The 14,756-nt window shown below is 37.5% G+C and carries 13 protein-coding genes; 2 read left to right on the top strand and 11 right to left on the bottom strand.

What is annotated here, in order from left to right:
• Window positions 1-2: 2 nt before the first annotated feature.
• The 6 genes from KHA97_RS17140 to KHA97_RS17115 form a co-directional block, all read right to left on the bottom strand.
• Entirely contained in the window at window positions 3-2,285 is a 2,283-nt protein-coding gene (locus KHA97_RS17140; protein WP_213125995.1) for an ATP-dependent DNA helicase, read from the bottom strand.
• 111 nt (window positions 2,286-2,396) lie between these two features.
• Window positions 2,397-2,636, bottom strand: a complete 240-nt coding sequence (locus KHA97_RS17135) for a hypothetical protein (protein WP_213125994.1) — start codon at window positions 2,634-2,636, stop codon at window positions 2,397-2,399.
• Between the two features lie 37 nt (window positions 2,637-2,673).
• Window positions 2,674-3,177 (bottom strand): DUF2812 domain-containing protein, encoded by a 504-nt coding sequence (locus tag KHA97_RS17130; protein WP_213125993.1) that lies wholly within the window; start codon window positions 3,175-3,177, stop codon window positions 2,674-2,676.
• Window positions 3,158-3,514, bottom strand: coding sequence for a PadR family transcriptional regulator (locus KHA97_RS17125; RefSeq protein WP_213125992.1), 357 nt, complete (start codon window positions 3,512-3,514; stop codon window positions 3,158-3,160). Before KHA97_RS17125 ends, KHA97_RS17130 begins: the two co-directional genes overlap by 20 nt.
• Before the next feature lie 132 nt (window positions 3,515-3,646).
• Window positions 3,647-4,129: an SRPBCC family protein gene (locus tag KHA97_RS17120; protein ID WP_213125991.1), complete on the bottom strand. Its 483-nt coding sequence runs from the start codon at window positions 4,127-4,129 to the stop codon at window positions 3,647-3,649.
• A gap of 581 nt (window positions 4,130-4,710) precedes the next feature.
• The gene (locus KHA97_RS17115; RefSeq protein WP_213125990.1) at window positions 4,711-6,621 is read right to left on the bottom strand and encodes a heavy metal translocating P-type ATPase; all 1,911 of its coding nucleotides are present in this window, start codon (window positions 6,619-6,621) and stop codon (window positions 4,711-4,713) included.
• Between the two features lie 344 nt (window positions 6,622-6,965).
• Here KHA97_RS17115 and KHA97_RS17110 point away from each other — a divergent pair, with 344 nt between their 5' ends.
• Entirely contained in the window at window positions 6,966-7,739 is a 774-nt protein-coding gene (locus tag KHA97_RS17110) for an arylamine N-acetyltransferase family protein (RefSeq protein ID WP_213125989.1), read from the top strand.
• 64 nt (window positions 7,740-7,803) lie between these two features.
• Window positions 7,804-8,541, top strand: coding sequence for a CPBP family intramembrane glutamic endopeptidase (locus tag KHA97_RS17105; RefSeq protein ID WP_213125988.1), 738 nt, complete (start codon window positions 7,804-7,806; stop codon window positions 8,539-8,541).
• An 87-nt stretch (window positions 8,542-8,628) separates the two neighbouring features.
• On the opposite strand, the gene pgmB is transcribed toward KHA97_RS17105, so the two are convergent.
• The 5 genes from pgmB to KHA97_RS17080 all read right to left on the bottom strand — a co-directional run bounded on the left by pgmB (window position 8,629) and on the right by KHA97_RS17080 (window position 14,625).
• Window positions 8,629-9,276 carry a beta-phosphoglucomutase gene (pgmB, locus tag KHA97_RS17100; RefSeq protein WP_213125987.1) on the bottom strand — a complete coding sequence of 216 codons (648 nt, stop codon included), beginning with the start codon at window positions 9,274-9,276 and terminating at the stop codon, window positions 8,629-8,631.
• The gene (locus KHA97_RS17095) at window positions 9,269-11,557 is read right to left on the bottom strand and encodes a glycoside hydrolase family 65 protein (RefSeq protein WP_213125986.1); all 2,289 of its coding nucleotides are present in this window, start codon (window positions 11,555-11,557) and stop codon (window positions 9,269-9,271) included. The genes pgmB and KHA97_RS17095 overlap by 8 nt, the downstream gene beginning before the upstream one ends.
• 23 nt (window positions 11,558-11,580) lie before the next feature.
• Entirely contained in the window at window positions 11,581-12,417 is an 837-nt protein-coding gene (locus tag KHA97_RS17090; RefSeq protein ID WP_213125985.1) for a carbohydrate ABC transporter permease, read from the bottom strand.
• Window positions 12,417-13,292, bottom strand: a complete 876-nt coding sequence (locus KHA97_RS17085; protein WP_213125984.1) for a carbohydrate ABC transporter permease — start codon at window positions 13,290-13,292, stop codon at window positions 12,417-12,419. Before KHA97_RS17085 ends, KHA97_RS17090 begins: the two co-directional genes overlap by 1 nt.
• Window positions 13,293-13,401: 109 nt before the next feature.
• The gene (locus tag KHA97_RS17080) at window positions 13,402-14,625 is read right to left on the bottom strand and encodes a sugar ABC transporter substrate-binding protein (RefSeq protein ID WP_213125983.1); all 1,224 of its coding nucleotides are present in this window, start codon (window positions 14,623-14,625) and stop codon (window positions 13,402-13,404) included.
• Between the last annotated feature and the right edge of the window lie 131 nt (window positions 14,626-14,756).

Genomic DNA, 14,756 nt, shown 5'->3' with positions numbered 1-14,756 from the left:
CATTAGAAAACCCGAAAATCTCTCCACTCTTCTGGCATCATTTTTTTGTACTTTGGTTGAAGGTAACGGTCATCAAAAAGCACAATAATACCTGAGTCTGTTTCAGTCCTGATAAGCCTCCCACCAGCTTGAAGGATTTTATTCATCCCAGGGAACACATACGCAATATCATAGCCATTTTGCCCATTCTTGGAAAAGTAATCCTTAATCAATTCTCGTTCAAAACCAATTTGCGGGAGACCGACTCCCACTAAAAAAACACCATTCAATCGATCACCTTTTAAATCGACCCCTTCTGAAAAAATGCCTCCTAATACAGCAAAAGCTAAAAGAGATTCCTTTCGTTCCGGTTGGAATTTTAATAAAAAATCTTCCCGTTCCGATTCCGTCATCCCGGGTCCTTGAATGATTGTCGGAATCCCAGTGTCACGAGCAGTCCATTCCTCAAAAACACGATTCATATATTGATACGAAGGAAAGAAAATGATGTAATTCCCGGGTCTTTCTGTAATGGCTGATTCAAGTGAATTAATAATCGGCAAAACCGATCTTTCCCTATCACGGTATCTTGTTGATAATGGCTGCACCCTTACATCGGTTTGGTCTTTGGAGAAAGGCGATGGAATGGAGACAGTGTAATCTTCTTCTTTGCCGCCGAGCATCAGCATGAAATAATGTAACGGAGATAATGTAGCAGAAAAATAAACTCTTGATTTGAATGACTTCCCTGCTCGGTCAACTACAGTAGAAGGATCTAAGCAAAACATTTTTATCGTGACTTCGTTGCGATTTACTTCAACATAGGTAACATATTGTTCATCATATAACTTAGCGATACGCGACCAGCTTAAAGCAGCAAAATATGCATCGAGCAAAGCTTGGCCACTCTCACCTTCTAAACCAGTGAATAATTCTTGCTCCGCATTTCCAATGAATTTTTCAACCAGCTCGTTGAACTCTTCATCCACTTCTTGTAAAACTTGATATTGCTCCCCATTCGCCTGCTTCCTTAGATGGATAAAAAAGTCATTTAATAATTTGGCAGATTCAAACACCTTACTATTTTTAAAAAAACGCTTTAATTCTAAAAACATCCTTTTTTCCAAGCTCGCTGAGTACATATCACGTGCTCGATCAACTAGGTTATGGGCTTCATCGACAAGAAGAACGGTCTGCTTTTTCGTCTCATCAAACATTCGCTTCAATGAAACCCTAGGATCAAATATATAATTATAATCGCAAATGATGGCGTCGGCCGCGTATGCAAGCTCTAAGGAATATTCAAACGGGCACACCATATGCTTTCTTGCATATTTCTCTATAATTTCTCTCGTTATTTCAGTTTCATTTGAAAGAATATCAAGGACAGCATCGTTTATTCGGTCGTAAAAGCCATCTGCAAATGGACAATGTTCTTTTGAACATATTTTTTCTTCGGTAAAACAGATTTTATCTTTCGCTGTAATGGTAATCGACTTCGCATTCAATCCTTTATTTCTCATTAGACGAAAAGCTTCTTCGGCTGTTTGGCGGGTTGTCGTTCGAGCTGTTAAATAGAAAATTTTCTTGAGGTTACCTTCCCCGATTGCTTTCACCGCAGGAAATAAGGTGGAAATTGTTTTTCCGATGCCTGTTGGCGCCGTTGCAAATAATGTTTTATCATCCACAATTGTTTTATAGACTGATGCGGCTAACTCCCGCTGACCTTTTCGATATGATTCATATGGGAATTGGAGATTACTAGCACTATTTTTCAACTCCAGTTCATGATTCTTAAGCCATTTTCCATAAGCGGCATAGCTTTTCAGAAGCATAAACATAAAGTCTTCTAGCTCTTGAAAACTGAATTGATTCTTAAATTTCTTCGTTTCTTCCGTTTCTTTTTGAAAATAGGTAAGCTGAACGTTCATTTCACTAAGATTATTCAGTTTAGCGTACATATAGGCATAACATTTTGCCTGAGCCCAGTGAACCGGATATGTTTCTTCAGATATATCGTCGAGACTTCCGGAAGTCGACTTGATTTCATCAATCGTGAACCCTTCTTCTGCACGGAGCAGCCCATCACATCTTCCTTCTATAACAAAAAGGAGATGATCATAAACCATCTCTGTTTGAAGAAGCACTTCACTTTTATCGTTTTCACCATATTCTTTTTGAACCTTCCGATGTGCTTTCGTTCCTTCAGTTAAAGTGGTCACGCTTCTAAATCCTGATTCAATGCTTCCACTTCGATATACATATTCTACGAGAGGACGCACCGCTATTTTTATTTGATAATCCATCTTCTCACCTATTTTAATGGGATATACAAACATTGTAGCACATGCGTTCGCAATGACCAATGAGAATTATTTCATAACTTCCCTTTAGAATTGAAACTACTTGCCAACACTTCATTGATTTTTATCCAATTCTAACGTCTTGATGTCCATACCATCCTTGGTTAATCTATATAATCCAAAAACAGTAGGATTAGCTTGCACCAATCCTTCACTCATTAAGTCTTTAAGTGTCTCATTTACGTAGGATGGATTTCCGCCTGCCTCCGGAATCCAATCGGCAATCTGGATAGGCGTTTGCCATTCTGAAGTTAATTCGAGTAACACAGCTCGCTGTTTTGGAGTAAAATTCATATTTTCTTCCTCCCTGCTTTAGAGATAACCTTTACATTTATTTATAGTAATCAATTTTTCGTTTAAGAGTATAAAATACATACAAATAAAGAATAAAAACTAGTCCTACCAAGCTAGCGGCAACTATTTGAAAGACATAACCTTTCCACGTAGCGACTAATCCTGCTTGACAGCCAATCATAGCTATAAAAATTATTAAGTAAAATTGAGACATCCGTTGAAAAGCTTCTTTCACTGACTCACGGTCAGAATATATTTTTTTAATATTTTCCTGATCAGCAGGCATTCGGAAATAATGAAACTTTCCAATAAATGATTCAATATTCTCCCATCCTGAATCCTTATATAATTGAAAATAATCTTCATCTGCATCACGAAAATCAATTTGGTAAACGTATGAATGGTTAGGATCTTCTTCAAAATAATACATGCCTAAACGATATTTTGTAAAATGAAGTCCATTACGAGACATTTCCGTTAACCATTGTTCTTCTTTTTCAAGATCTGACGCGAGAAAGAATTTAAATTTTTTCACTGTCATCATGTTCACCTTCCAATTCCTTTATGATGCCGCTCGCATTTTTCACAAGAGATTCAAGACGCTTATATTCCATCTGGAGAACTTCTTTACCGAGTGGAGTAAGGCGATAATACTTACGTCTATCCTCTTCATCCACATCTGCTTTCGTAATAATGTTTTGTTTCTCGAGTTTTCCTAGTGCCCCATATAACGTGCCCGGCCCCATGGTAACTTCGCCATGACTGATTTCTTCAACATCCTGCATAATCGCATATCCATGACGCACTTCCCTAAGGGACAATAGTATATAATACGTCGCTTGCGATAACGGTAAATAATCTTCAACTTGCTTCATCAATGACCACCTACTTTTGTATATCGACCGCTGATGTATCGTATGTCGATATATCGCTTAACGATATAGTAGCAAACTGTATATATTTTGGCAATATATTTCTAAAAATGGGCATTAAAAAAGACTGAAACAAGTTCAGCCTCCCTTAATTTCTTCTACTGCTGCAACATACTTCGGGTACCATTTCTCCCATTCGACTTTACGATTCTCTATGATTTTCCCATCTAATAAAGCACTAATCACATCAAGACAAACATGCCATCCTGCGAGATCCCTCGGGGTGTGGTCGGTCATTGCTTTAATTTTTTCTATTAGAATTAATCGACACCCTTCTGACTCCAGTAGCAATTCAAAGCGCACCACGTCGTCCGCCCAGGTGAATTCTAATAAAGAATGCATCTTTAATTCAAGGATGGGCATTTCGATGAGATTTCCATCTCCCATATTAAAAATATACGCTCCACCTTCGCGAAGATCCTTTACTCGAAGTTCTGAAAACCAAAGTGCTAATTTATCGTTGTCCGTTAACATTTCCCATACGTTTTCGACTGAGTGATTTAAGTAACGGTCAAATTTGGCAATATAACCTTGTTCTGTTCTTTGAAATTCGGCAAGCATTGTAAAGCCTCCAATATTTTTTGTTATTAGTGTACCCAAACTAAAAATTACGTACAGGAAGGAAGAAACAATGAGGTTGGCACAGAGATTTTTAGATAATAAATCAAGAAAATAGATTCCTAATCTCTTCTACCACAATATGGGCAGGAACTAAGTTTAGTCTCATATTCATAATTACAATTGGGACATGTTTTCTTTTCTTGTTTCATTTGTTTTTTATGCATTTCTTCAATTTGGTGTAGTTTGAACAATATGGATTCCTGGTTATTCAAGATATGGGACAATGCAAACAATATCATTCCGGACACAATACCACTTAATAGTGCAACAATCAATCCGAAAAATGTCCCCGTTAAAAATCCAGTGATAACACTAATAACTAAAACTATTATTCCTATGAAAAAAAGTGCAGAAACCATATTAACTCCTTTTCCAGCATTCCTATTTCCTTAATTTTACACCTACCATTAAAAAATGAAAGCCTTTTCTAAAATCGCCGTGATTGCAAGGTAAAAAAAGTAATCTCAATTAAGCTTTAAAAATAAAAACGGTGGGGCTACCCCCACCGCTTTGTTCAAATATTATTTTAACAATCTCAAGCTATTCAAAATAACCAAAATCGTACTTCCCTCATGCCCGATGACTCCGTAAGGCAGATCCAACACTTGCAGGAAGTTGGATAAAATCAGCAAGATGATGACTCCGATTGAAAAGACAATGTTTTGTTTGATGATTCTGTTCATTCTTTTTGATAGATTGACAGCATCCGATATACGGGAGAGGTCGTTTTTCATCAGGATCATGTCTGCTGTTTCGAGGGCGACGTCTGTTCCGTCTCCTACTGAAATCCCAACATTTGCAGTCGCTAGTGCAGGAGCATCGTTGATTCCATCTCCGACCATTGCCACGTTTCCGTATTTTTCTTTAAGGTGCTTAATGTGATTAACTTTGTTTTCTGGCAAGCACTCAGCGATATACTCTTGAACGTGACTTTCGGAAGCAATGGCTTGAGCTGTTTGGGTGTTGTCCCCGGTCAGCATAATCGTGTACAAGCCTTGATCTTTCAATCGGTCGATGGCTTTCATCGATTCTGACCGTACCAAATCTTTCAAGGCGATCATGCCGACAAGCTCTTCCCCTTTTTGAATAAATACTACGGTTTTCCCTTCTTTAGCCAATTCTTTCGCATTAAATTGTTTTACAGCTTCTTCTCCTACAAAACTACCTTTACCAATTTTCCATTCGACTTGATCTATCGTTGCTTTTACTCCCCATCCCGGCACATCTTCAATGCTGTCCGGTTCAATGAATTTATCCGTTAACTTCTGCTGGGCATATTTTACAATAGCGTTCGCCAACGGATGGTTTGAATGCCTTTCAATAGAGGCTGCAACTAGTAAAACCTCATCCGTGGAAAGCCCATCTTGAACGACGACATCCGTCACCTCAGGTTTTCCAGTTGTCAACGTCCCTGTTTTATCAAAAGCAATTGCTTGTAGATCACTTAATTGTTCAAGGTGAACTCCACCTTTGAAAAGGATGCCATGCCTTGCTCCGTTAGAAATGGCGGACAATGTTGCAGGCATAATAGATGCAACAAGAGCACATGGTGATGCCACAACTAATAAAATCATCGCTCTATAAAAAGTCTCATTCCAACTCCACCCAAGTACAAAATGAGGAAGTAACATCATTAAAGCGACAACTGCAAGCACGACTTTTACATACTTTCCTTCGAATCTTTCAATAAAAAGCTGAGAAGGAGATTTTTCACTTTGTGCTGATTGCACCAATTCAATAATCTTCTGAAAGAGTGTTTCATGACTCGGCTTTGTAATTCGAACAGTAATTGAACCGTTTAAGTTCACCGTTCCCGCAAAAACTTCATCCTTCAGTCCTTTTGATACAGGAATAGATTCACCGGTAATCGCTGCTTCATCTAGCGTAGAAATTCCTTTTATAATTTCTCCATCTGAAGGAACTCTTTCCCCAGGTTTGATCAAAATAAGATCCCCAACAACAAGCTCCGAGACATGAACACGTTCTTCACTATCTCCGATAATACGTAACGCTTCTTCAGGCTGTAATTCCATTAATGAAGAAATTTCTTTATGACTTTTATTCATCGTGTAAGTTTCAAGTGCACCACTAAGTGCAAAAATAAATATTAAAATCGCGCCTTCCGTCCAATAACCAATAATGGCCGATCCAATGGCAGCCATAATCATCAGCATCTCAACGTTCAATTCTTTATTTTCTATCGTATCCTCAATGCCTTCTTTTGCCTTTGCGAATCCTCCAATAACAAAAGCTAGCAAATATAAAATGACCGATGTAGTTAAAGCGCCATTTTTATCCGTTAGCCAGCCCAGAAAGATAAGGATTCCGCACGTAATAGCCGCGATTAGTTCTCCATTAACCTTTATTTTTTCCAAAATACTTCCTTGTGTCGTTGGTTTTCTGTTCTCTAAAAAATGTACATGAGCATCCATTTCCGCACCTCCTGCGTTTAAGCTCAGTATTTAGCGAAAGCTAATTTATAACAATTATTATATGACTATTATAATAAAAGGGAACTAGCAAGTCAAATTTAAATGAGAATTTTTATTTCTAATTGAGAATGATTATTAATGTTAATTTGAACGACAATACAAATAAACATGGGCTATTCATCTAATTATTAATGATAATCATTATCAAGTAAATTAAACTCGTTATTATATTGGATTTATTACCAATATAGTGCTAACACATTCAATATTTAGGATTTATCCATCGGGCAATGAGTGGTATAGTGGTGGAAGAGAGAATTATTCAGTAAAGGGGTAAGAGAGATATGACAGAAACAAAATTAGATGTAAGCGCTTATTTAAACAGAATTGGGTACTCCGGTCCACTAGATGGCAGCGCAAAAACACTTGCAAAAATACAAGAATGCCACCTACATACGGTTCCATATGAAAATTTCGATATTTTGAACCGCATCCCGCTGTCTTTAGAAATTCCTGATTTATACGACAAGATCGTCATTCGCCGTCGAGGTGGATATTGTTTTGAGTTAAACGCTCTATTCAGCTGGCTATTACAGGAATTAGGTTATAAAGTAACAAGTTTGTTCGCACGTTTTTGGCGCGATGAGCCAAATAATCCTCCGAAAAGACGTCATCACGTTTTAAAAGTAGAGGCGGAAGGAAGGTTTTTCTTGTGTGATGTAGGCGTGGGAGGAATCGTACCTCGTCAGCCTATCGAAATGGTTGAAGGTCTTATTCACGAGCAAGGTGATGAATTTTACAAATTAGAAATCGATCCATACTTCGGATGGATGTTATTGGAGAAAAAGCGTGGAGAATGGAGACAACTTTATTCCTTTACAGAGGAACCACAACTTCCTAAAGATTTTATTATGGCTTCATTTTGGTGTGAAAATGCCCCAGATTCCATTTTCATCAACGATGCGATGGTTGCAGTCCGTACGACCGATGGACGAAATTCTGTGGAAGGAAAAGAGTTTCGTATTTTTACGAATGATTCAGTAAGAACTTTTACACCTGAGACAGAAGAAGAATATAAGGAAGCCTTAAAAACATATTTTGGAATTATACTAGATTGAATATAACAAAAGCCAATACCCGATAAAGGACGCTATCCCTTTTCAGGTTTTTTAGGAGGATCCAATGAAAAGCGCATGGATTATCTCTTTCATCCGTTTTCCAATGCTGATTATAGGTGTACTTATTTTTTCGGTTCTATTTATAGTAGCCGGATTAGACTTTCAATTCCCTTTCTTAAATGACATTTCACCAATTTATTTTACGATTGTGAACGCCTTATGTTTTATCCTTCTCCATCAGTTATTGAAAAAAGAGGGCCGGCCACTTAAAGAATTAGTGGGATTCCAACGTGAGCGCTTATGGAAGGATATGCTTTTTGGTTTCTTATGGCTATTTGTTTTATATATCCCGTTTCTACTAGCCGTAATCAGTACAATGTTTATCATGTTTGGTCCGAATTTTTACATGCATTTCCAAACGGTATTCACTGGCGATACGATCTTTGCACGACCCCAGTGGCTATTATGGTTGTCCGCTTGTGTGGCTCTTATTTTTCCTTTTTTAAATGCACCGATTGAAGAGTTGATGTATCGCGGATATGCACAACCTTTTTTTCTCAAACACTATCAAAAAGTTATACCTGCAATCGCAATCCCTTCCCTAGGTTTTGCCTTGCAACACACCATGCTCGCACCTAGCTGGCAAGGAACCGTTGTCTATTTTGTTGCATTTTTCCTTTGGGGTATTGGCAGTGGCATCATTTATTACAAACAGAAAAGATTATTTCCACTCATTGTCTGTCATTTCATCGTGAACATTGCTTTTTCGGTTGTTCCAATAATCTTTCTAATCACAAATTAATAAGCGGAACATACCTAATATAGACATTATAACGCTCTGCCTTAAAGTAAAAAGATCGTAAGGGAGTATCCCTTACGATCTTTTCATTTAAAAATACCGCTCGATATCAAAATCCTCCAAAGAGGAGTATACGACATCTGCCTTCGTCAAATCCTTTTCTTGTCCAACACCAATCGCGAGCATCCCAGCAATTTTAGCAGCTTCCAATCCCGCTTGCGAGTCCTCGAAGACCACACACTCTTCATACGATACGCCAAGTGTATCTGCCCCTAGCGTAAACACTTCAGGGTCAGGCTTTGCTTTGGAGACCGAATTCCCGTCCACAATCACATCAAAATACGATTTGATGCCAACATTTTTTAAAATGATTTGGGCATTTTTACTTGCTGAGCCGAGCGCAATTTTAATTCCTTTATTCTTTAACTCTTGTAATAACGAAAGAGCTCCGTCCAAAATTTCCGATTCATCGATATTGGATATATATTCGACATAGCGATTGTTTTTCTCCGTCGCCATCTTTACTTTTTCTTCTTCTGTAAAGGAATCTTTCATATTGCCTACGTCTAGCAAAATATCCAAAGATGTCATCCTCGAAACCCCTTTAAGCATCTCATTATGCTCAAGGGTAAATTCAAACCCTAGCTTTTCGGCTAGTTCTTTCCAAGCAAGATAATGATATTTCGCTGTATCGACAAGCACACCGTCTAAATCAAAAATCGCACATTTATTAGGCATGGCTTTTTTCCTCCAACGGAATAACGAGGCTATCCTTCAGTTCATATGTTTTGCCGTAAACATGAATGGACTTCTCACTTCCATTTTGTAAAGAGAATGTGCAATTGTCCCCTTCAACTTTTATAAGAATCACACTGTCTTCAAAACGGACTTTAAAGTTGTAGCCTGTCCATTTTTTAGGAAGAGCTGGAGCAAAATGCAAGCCGTCTTCCTTAATACGCAAGCCTCCGAACCCATAGACAATCGCCATATAGTTTCCACCCATATTGGCAGTATGGATGCCGTCCTTTGTATTTTTATGAGTATTAAAAAGATCAAGTTTAGCAGATTCTCCAAAATACTCATACGCTTTGTCATATTGCTTCAACTTCGACGCAACAATACTGTAAATACAAGTGGATAAAGACGAATCGTGCGTTGTTATTTTTTCATAATACGCAAAGGAATTTTCTATCGTACTTAAACTTTGGGCATCCTCTAAAATAAAATGCGCCAATACAGTATCTGCCTGCTTACATACTTGGTGGCGATATAAATGCAGCGGATGATAGTGTAAAAGCAATGGGTATTTATCTTTTGGCGTATTTTCAAAATCCCATACTTTCTTAGTTAAGAATGAATCATCCTGAGGATTAATATCCAATTCTTTATTATAAGGCAAGTACATTTGCTCCGCCGCTAGTTTAAACGTTTCAATTTCTTCGTGATCCAGCTTGATTTTTTCAACGACAGACGTCATATTCTTCGATTCTAGTAGTTCATAAAACTTCACAGCCCACTTCAAATTATGCTGTGCTAACGTATTCGTGTAGTAGTTATTGTTCACAACACATGTATATTCATCTGGTCCAGTGACATTGTGAATCATAAATTTACCTTCGTGGAAATGACCTGCATCAAGCCACAGTCTTGCCGTTTCAAAAATAATTTCCGCACCCTTATCGGCAATAAAATCCAGATCCTTCATCACGAGGTAATAATTAATAACAGAATAAGCGATATCGCCATTAATATGATATTGCGCAGAGCCAGAAGGATAATAACCAGAGCATTCTTTCCCCATGATTGTTCTCCACGGGTATAACGCTCCTTTCGTGTGACCCATGATTTTCGCATGTTCACGTGCAAAATCCAATATATTGTAACGATATTCAATCAAGTTTTTCACAATATCAGGCTGCGTCAACAAGAAGAAAGGCTGAATATACATCTCTGTATCCCAGAAATAATGGCCTTCATAACCTTCACCACTAAGGCCTTTAGCCGCAACGTTACTAAATCGATCTTTCCCTACTGATTGCAGCAACTGGTACAGATTGTAATAAATGGCCATACTTAAATCGTCGTCGCCATCTACATCTACACTCGCATTTTCCCAATAGCGAGTCAAAAATTCTTCCTGCTCTTCGTATAATCCCGCTAATGTTTTGGCTGTAGCTTCGTTCATTAACTCCAATGCGTGTTCTCTGCCATCTTCATAGCGAATGGAATCACAAACAATTGTATATTTATAGAGGGATACTGTTTCGTCCTGGGCAATTGTCGTTGAAATCTCACAATCTATTGAATGAGAATGAACACGTTGTTGTACTTCTCCTTCTTTTGACAATTCATTTTTTACGACAGACCAAACAGACAGATTCGATTTTGACGTCTTTGATGATATAAAGGATACACCATCTTGAGCCCCTGTCTTTTCTACATGAACGTGCTGAAAACTTTCCGCTGCAACACGTGGGTCGTCTGGATTAAAATAATTTTGCACATTTCCGATATGAGTAGATAGGAATTTTACTTCACCTGAAAAATTCTTGGCCGTAACTTTGTAATCAATCGTAAACAGCGGGAGCATTGTAAAAGAAGCCATTCTCGTAATGACAATCTCTATTTCACGATTATTCGGCGAACGCCAAAGGATTGTTCTTTTCGTAATTCCTTTTCTCATATCTAATGTTCTTGAACTTTTTAAGACAGTCCCTTGAAACATGCTGAATTCTTCACCATCAACGATTAGCTTAATCCCTTGTGTATCAACGATATTAACCATCGTTTGTTTCTCTTCCACAAAACCATAAAGCTTTTCAGCCTGTTTCATTTCCGCAAAATCGTAGAACCCGTTAATATACGTTCCACGAATCGAATTGTAACCTTCAGGATACCCTTCTTCATAATTAGAACGTACACCTAAGTAACCATTTGCGTTATGAAATAATGTTTCATGAAGCATTAAATCATCATTGCCGGTACTAAAATCATTAATTTCAAACAGATACTTATTCATTATGACAAACCCTTTCGGCTATATTATTTGACACTTCCGGAAGCAACACCCTTGATAATATGTTTTTGGGCAGCTGCATAGAAAATGACAACCGGAATGATTGTTAATGTAAGGCCCGCCATCGCTAAATTCCACTGAATTGTAAATTGTCCAAAGAAGGAAGCAGTAGAAAGTGGAATTGTCCGTAAAGCGCGATCGGAAAGAACGAGAGATGGAAGCAAGTAATCGTTCCAAATCCAAATAACGTCCAAGATAATGACCGTAACTGTAATTGGCTTAAGAAGCGGGAAGACAATTCTCCAAAAAATACCAAACTTAGAACAGCCATCTAACAGTGCCGCTTCCTCCAATGACACTGGAATTGACTTGATGAACCCGTGGTATAAGAAAACGGCCATACTTGCACCGAAGCCAATGTACATGAAAATGAGTCCGCCATGAGTATTTAGCATAGGGATTCCTAATACATCTCGGATTTTACCCATGAATTGCATTAATGGCATCATCAGTGTTTGGAATGGAATGAGCATTGTAGCAACAAACGTCATAAAGATAAACTTACTAAGCTTATCATTTGTACGTACTAACATCCATGCTGTCATCGACGAGAATAAAACAATGAGCAAGCAAGAAACGACCGTAATTAACAAGGAATTGAAAAATGACTGTAGGAAGTCCATTTTGTCCATAGCATCTAGATAATATTTGAAGTCAAAAGAAGAAGGTAATGCAAGAGTGTTTTTATACAGTTCTGCACGGTTTTTGAAAGAGTTGACCAACATAATATAAATAGGTGACAAATAGACAAGTCCGAGGACAAGAACGAATAATCCTAATAAAAACCTCCCTATTTTTTTCATTACATTTCAACCTCTTTCTTTTTCGTAATGGCCACTTGCGTCAATGTGATTGCAGCAACAATAATGAAGAAAATGATCGCTTTCGATTGACCATAACCGAAGTTGTTATATCCAAAAATCTCATTATAAATATTCATCGCAAGCATTTCCGTCGCATTGTTTGGACCACCGCCCGTTAACGAGAGGTTCACGTCGAATATTTTGAATGAGTTTGAAACAGATAAAAATAAACAAATCGTAAAGGATGGCATCAATAACGGGAAAGTAATCTTCGTAAGCTTTTGCCAGAAATTCGCTCCGTCCACCTTAGCCGCTTCTAATACGTCTTCCGGTATAGAGCCGATACCAGCAATATAAATGATCATCACATATCCTGCCATTTGCCAAGTGAATACAATAACCATGGCATATAAAGAATATTGCGGATCAATCATCCAGTTGAAGAAGATGGACTTAAATCCAGTTACTTCACCTATTACAAGAAACGCGTCCGAAAAAATAAACTTCCATATATAACCTAGAATTAAACCACCAATTAAGTTAGGCATAAAGAACATCGAGCGCGCTATATTTCTAACCTTCAATTTTGTCGTTACAAGCAAAGCTAAACCTAAACCAATAACATTGACAGCTATAAGTGTCATGACTGTAAACTTAGTCGTTAACCAAGCAGATGTCATAAAGCGCTTTTCACCAAATAAATTAGCGTAATTTTCAAATCCAACAAAAATCTTTGGGTTTGCCGGAATTCCATCCCAACTAAAAAAGGAATAGTATATTCCGATAAAAAACGGAATAATGACAACCGTCACAAAAGCAATCAGTGTTGGCACTGTAAATAAAGCAAACCACGCTTTATCCTTTTTTTGTTTCATAAGAACCCTTCTTTCCGTTTTTACGTATGAATGAGTCTCATTCATATAAAAAGCCTAACATCCGGTTAAATTACTATACTCGATGTTAGGCTTATTTATTTTTCACTTCTTATTTTGTAGCATTTGCCCAAGCTGCATCAAGGGACTCAATGAATTGCTGTCCAGTCATATCTTTATTGATAAAGAACTCTTGTGTAGCAGGAGCAAGGTCAGCGTCTACAATTCCAGCTGGCCATAGGTTAAATGTCCAAGGAATTGATTTTCCTGAGTTAGATGCTTTTAAAAGGTCTGTAGCAAGCGGATCTAAATCTTTTGCTTCAATATTTGTCATAGCTGGAATAAATCCAAACTCATCAACAATATATTTTTGACCAGTTTCACTTGTAGTCAACCAGTTTAAGAAATCTAACGCTGCATCGATTTCTTTTTGATCTGCATCAGAGTTAACTGCCCAGTAACTTGGTACACCAACAGCGATTTTATCGTTGCCCATTAATGGCAATGGAAGCATACCCATTTCAAACCCTAAATCACCGTAATCTTTGAACATCCCGTATGCCCAGTTACCTTGGTGGATCATTGCAGTTTTTCCTGTTGCAAAATCCCCAATTTGCTTATCATAGTTATATTCTAGCGGATTGTATGATTCAGCACGAATGGATTCCATAAATTTAGCAAACTCTTGGAATTCTTTCGTATCTGCCATTTTCACTTCGCCTTTATTTAGTTTTTCAATAAAAGCTGCTGGGTCATCTAAAAGCGCAAATGGTGTATTTAAAATATGCGCGATTAAGAAATAGCTTTCTTGTGATAATCCAAGTCCGTTAATTCCATCAGCTTTAAGGGCTTTCAATGTATTATTGAATGAATCATAATCTTTCACGTCTTCAGGCTTCACTAAGCTTTTGTTGTAAACAAGTCCATATCCTTCAATCCCGTATGGAAGTCCAACTTTTTTACCATCGACTACTAATTCTTTTTCAGGAGCAACATTTTTCATAAAATCTTGTTTACTTAAATCATAAGCGTAAGATTTAAGTTGTTCTCCTTCAGTTAATCCACCTAATGTAAAAATGGATGGCCCTTGCTTACTTGATAATTTTGTTTTCAACTGTTGGAAATAATCGTCACCAGTTGTTTCCCAAATCTCAACTTTAACGCCTTTTTCCTTTTCGTATTCCTTCGCAAGTGCTTTCATTTGATCGGTTATTTCAACCTTAGATTGGAAAATAACAATTTTTTCTCCAGCTTTACCTTTTCCACCGCCACAGCCTGCTAATACGACCATAGTCATAAGTAGAATTATAGATATTAAACCAAATGCCTTCTTCACAATGCGTCCCCCTTTTTAATAAAACGTTATACCTATATTTTAATTCCTGCGTCCAAAAAGTCAATGAATTTTTAATAATATTATTTTTCACCATGTTTTTTATCGTTTTTTAATAAAATTTATGCATAAAC

The sequence above is a fragment of the Lederbergia citri genome, assembly GCF_018343625.1.
Classification (GTDB): domain Bacteria; phylum Bacillota; class Bacilli; order Bacillales; family Bacillaceae_C; genus Lederbergia; species Lederbergia citri.
This window is presented reverse-complemented; position numbering and strand designations above follow the sequence as displayed.

Excerpts from the sequence above, each read along its gene's own strand:
- KHA97_RS17140 (WP_213125995.1), bottom strand. The coding sequence starts at position 2,285 with ATGGATTATCAAATAAAAATAGCGGTGCGTCCTCTCGTAGAATATGTA.
- KHA97_RS17135 (WP_213125994.1), bottom strand. The coding sequence starts at position 2,636 with ATGAATTTTACTCCAAAACAGCGAGCTGTGTTACTCGAATTAACTTCA.
- KHA97_RS17130 (WP_213125993.1), bottom strand. The coding sequence starts at position 3,177 with ATGACAGTGAAAAAATTTAAATTCTTTCTCGCGTCAGATCTTGAAAAA.
- KHA97_RS17120 (WP_213125991.1), bottom strand. The coding sequence starts at position 4,129 with ATGCTTGCCGAATTTCAAAGAACAGAACAAGGTTATATTGCCAAATTT.
- KHA97_RS17115 (WP_213125990.1), bottom strand. The coding sequence starts at position 6,621 with ATGGATGCTCATGTACATTTTTTAGAGAACAGAAAACCAACGACACAA.
- KHA97_RS17110 (WP_213125989.1), top strand. The coding sequence starts at position 6,966 with ATGACAGAAACAAAATTAGATGTAAGCGCTTATTTAAACAGAATTGGG.
- KHA97_RS17105 (WP_213125988.1), top strand. The coding sequence starts at position 7,804 with ATGAAAAGCGCATGGATTATCTCTTTCATCCGTTTTCCAATGCTGATT.
- pgmB (WP_213125987.1), bottom strand. The coding sequence starts at position 9,276 with ATGCCTAATAAATGTGCGATTTTTGATTTAGACGGTGTGCTTGTCGAT.
- KHA97_RS17095 (WP_213125986.1), bottom strand. The coding sequence starts at position 11,557 with ATGAATAAGTATCTGTTTGAAATTAATGATTTTAGTACCGGCAATGAT.
- KHA97_RS17090 (WP_213125985.1), bottom strand. The coding sequence starts at position 12,417 with ATGAAAAAAATAGGGAGGTTTTTATTAGGATTATTCGTTCTTGTCCTC.
- KHA97_RS17085 (WP_213125984.1), bottom strand. The coding sequence starts at position 13,292 with ATGAAACAAAAAAAGGATAAAGCGTGGTTTGCTTTATTTACAGTGCCA.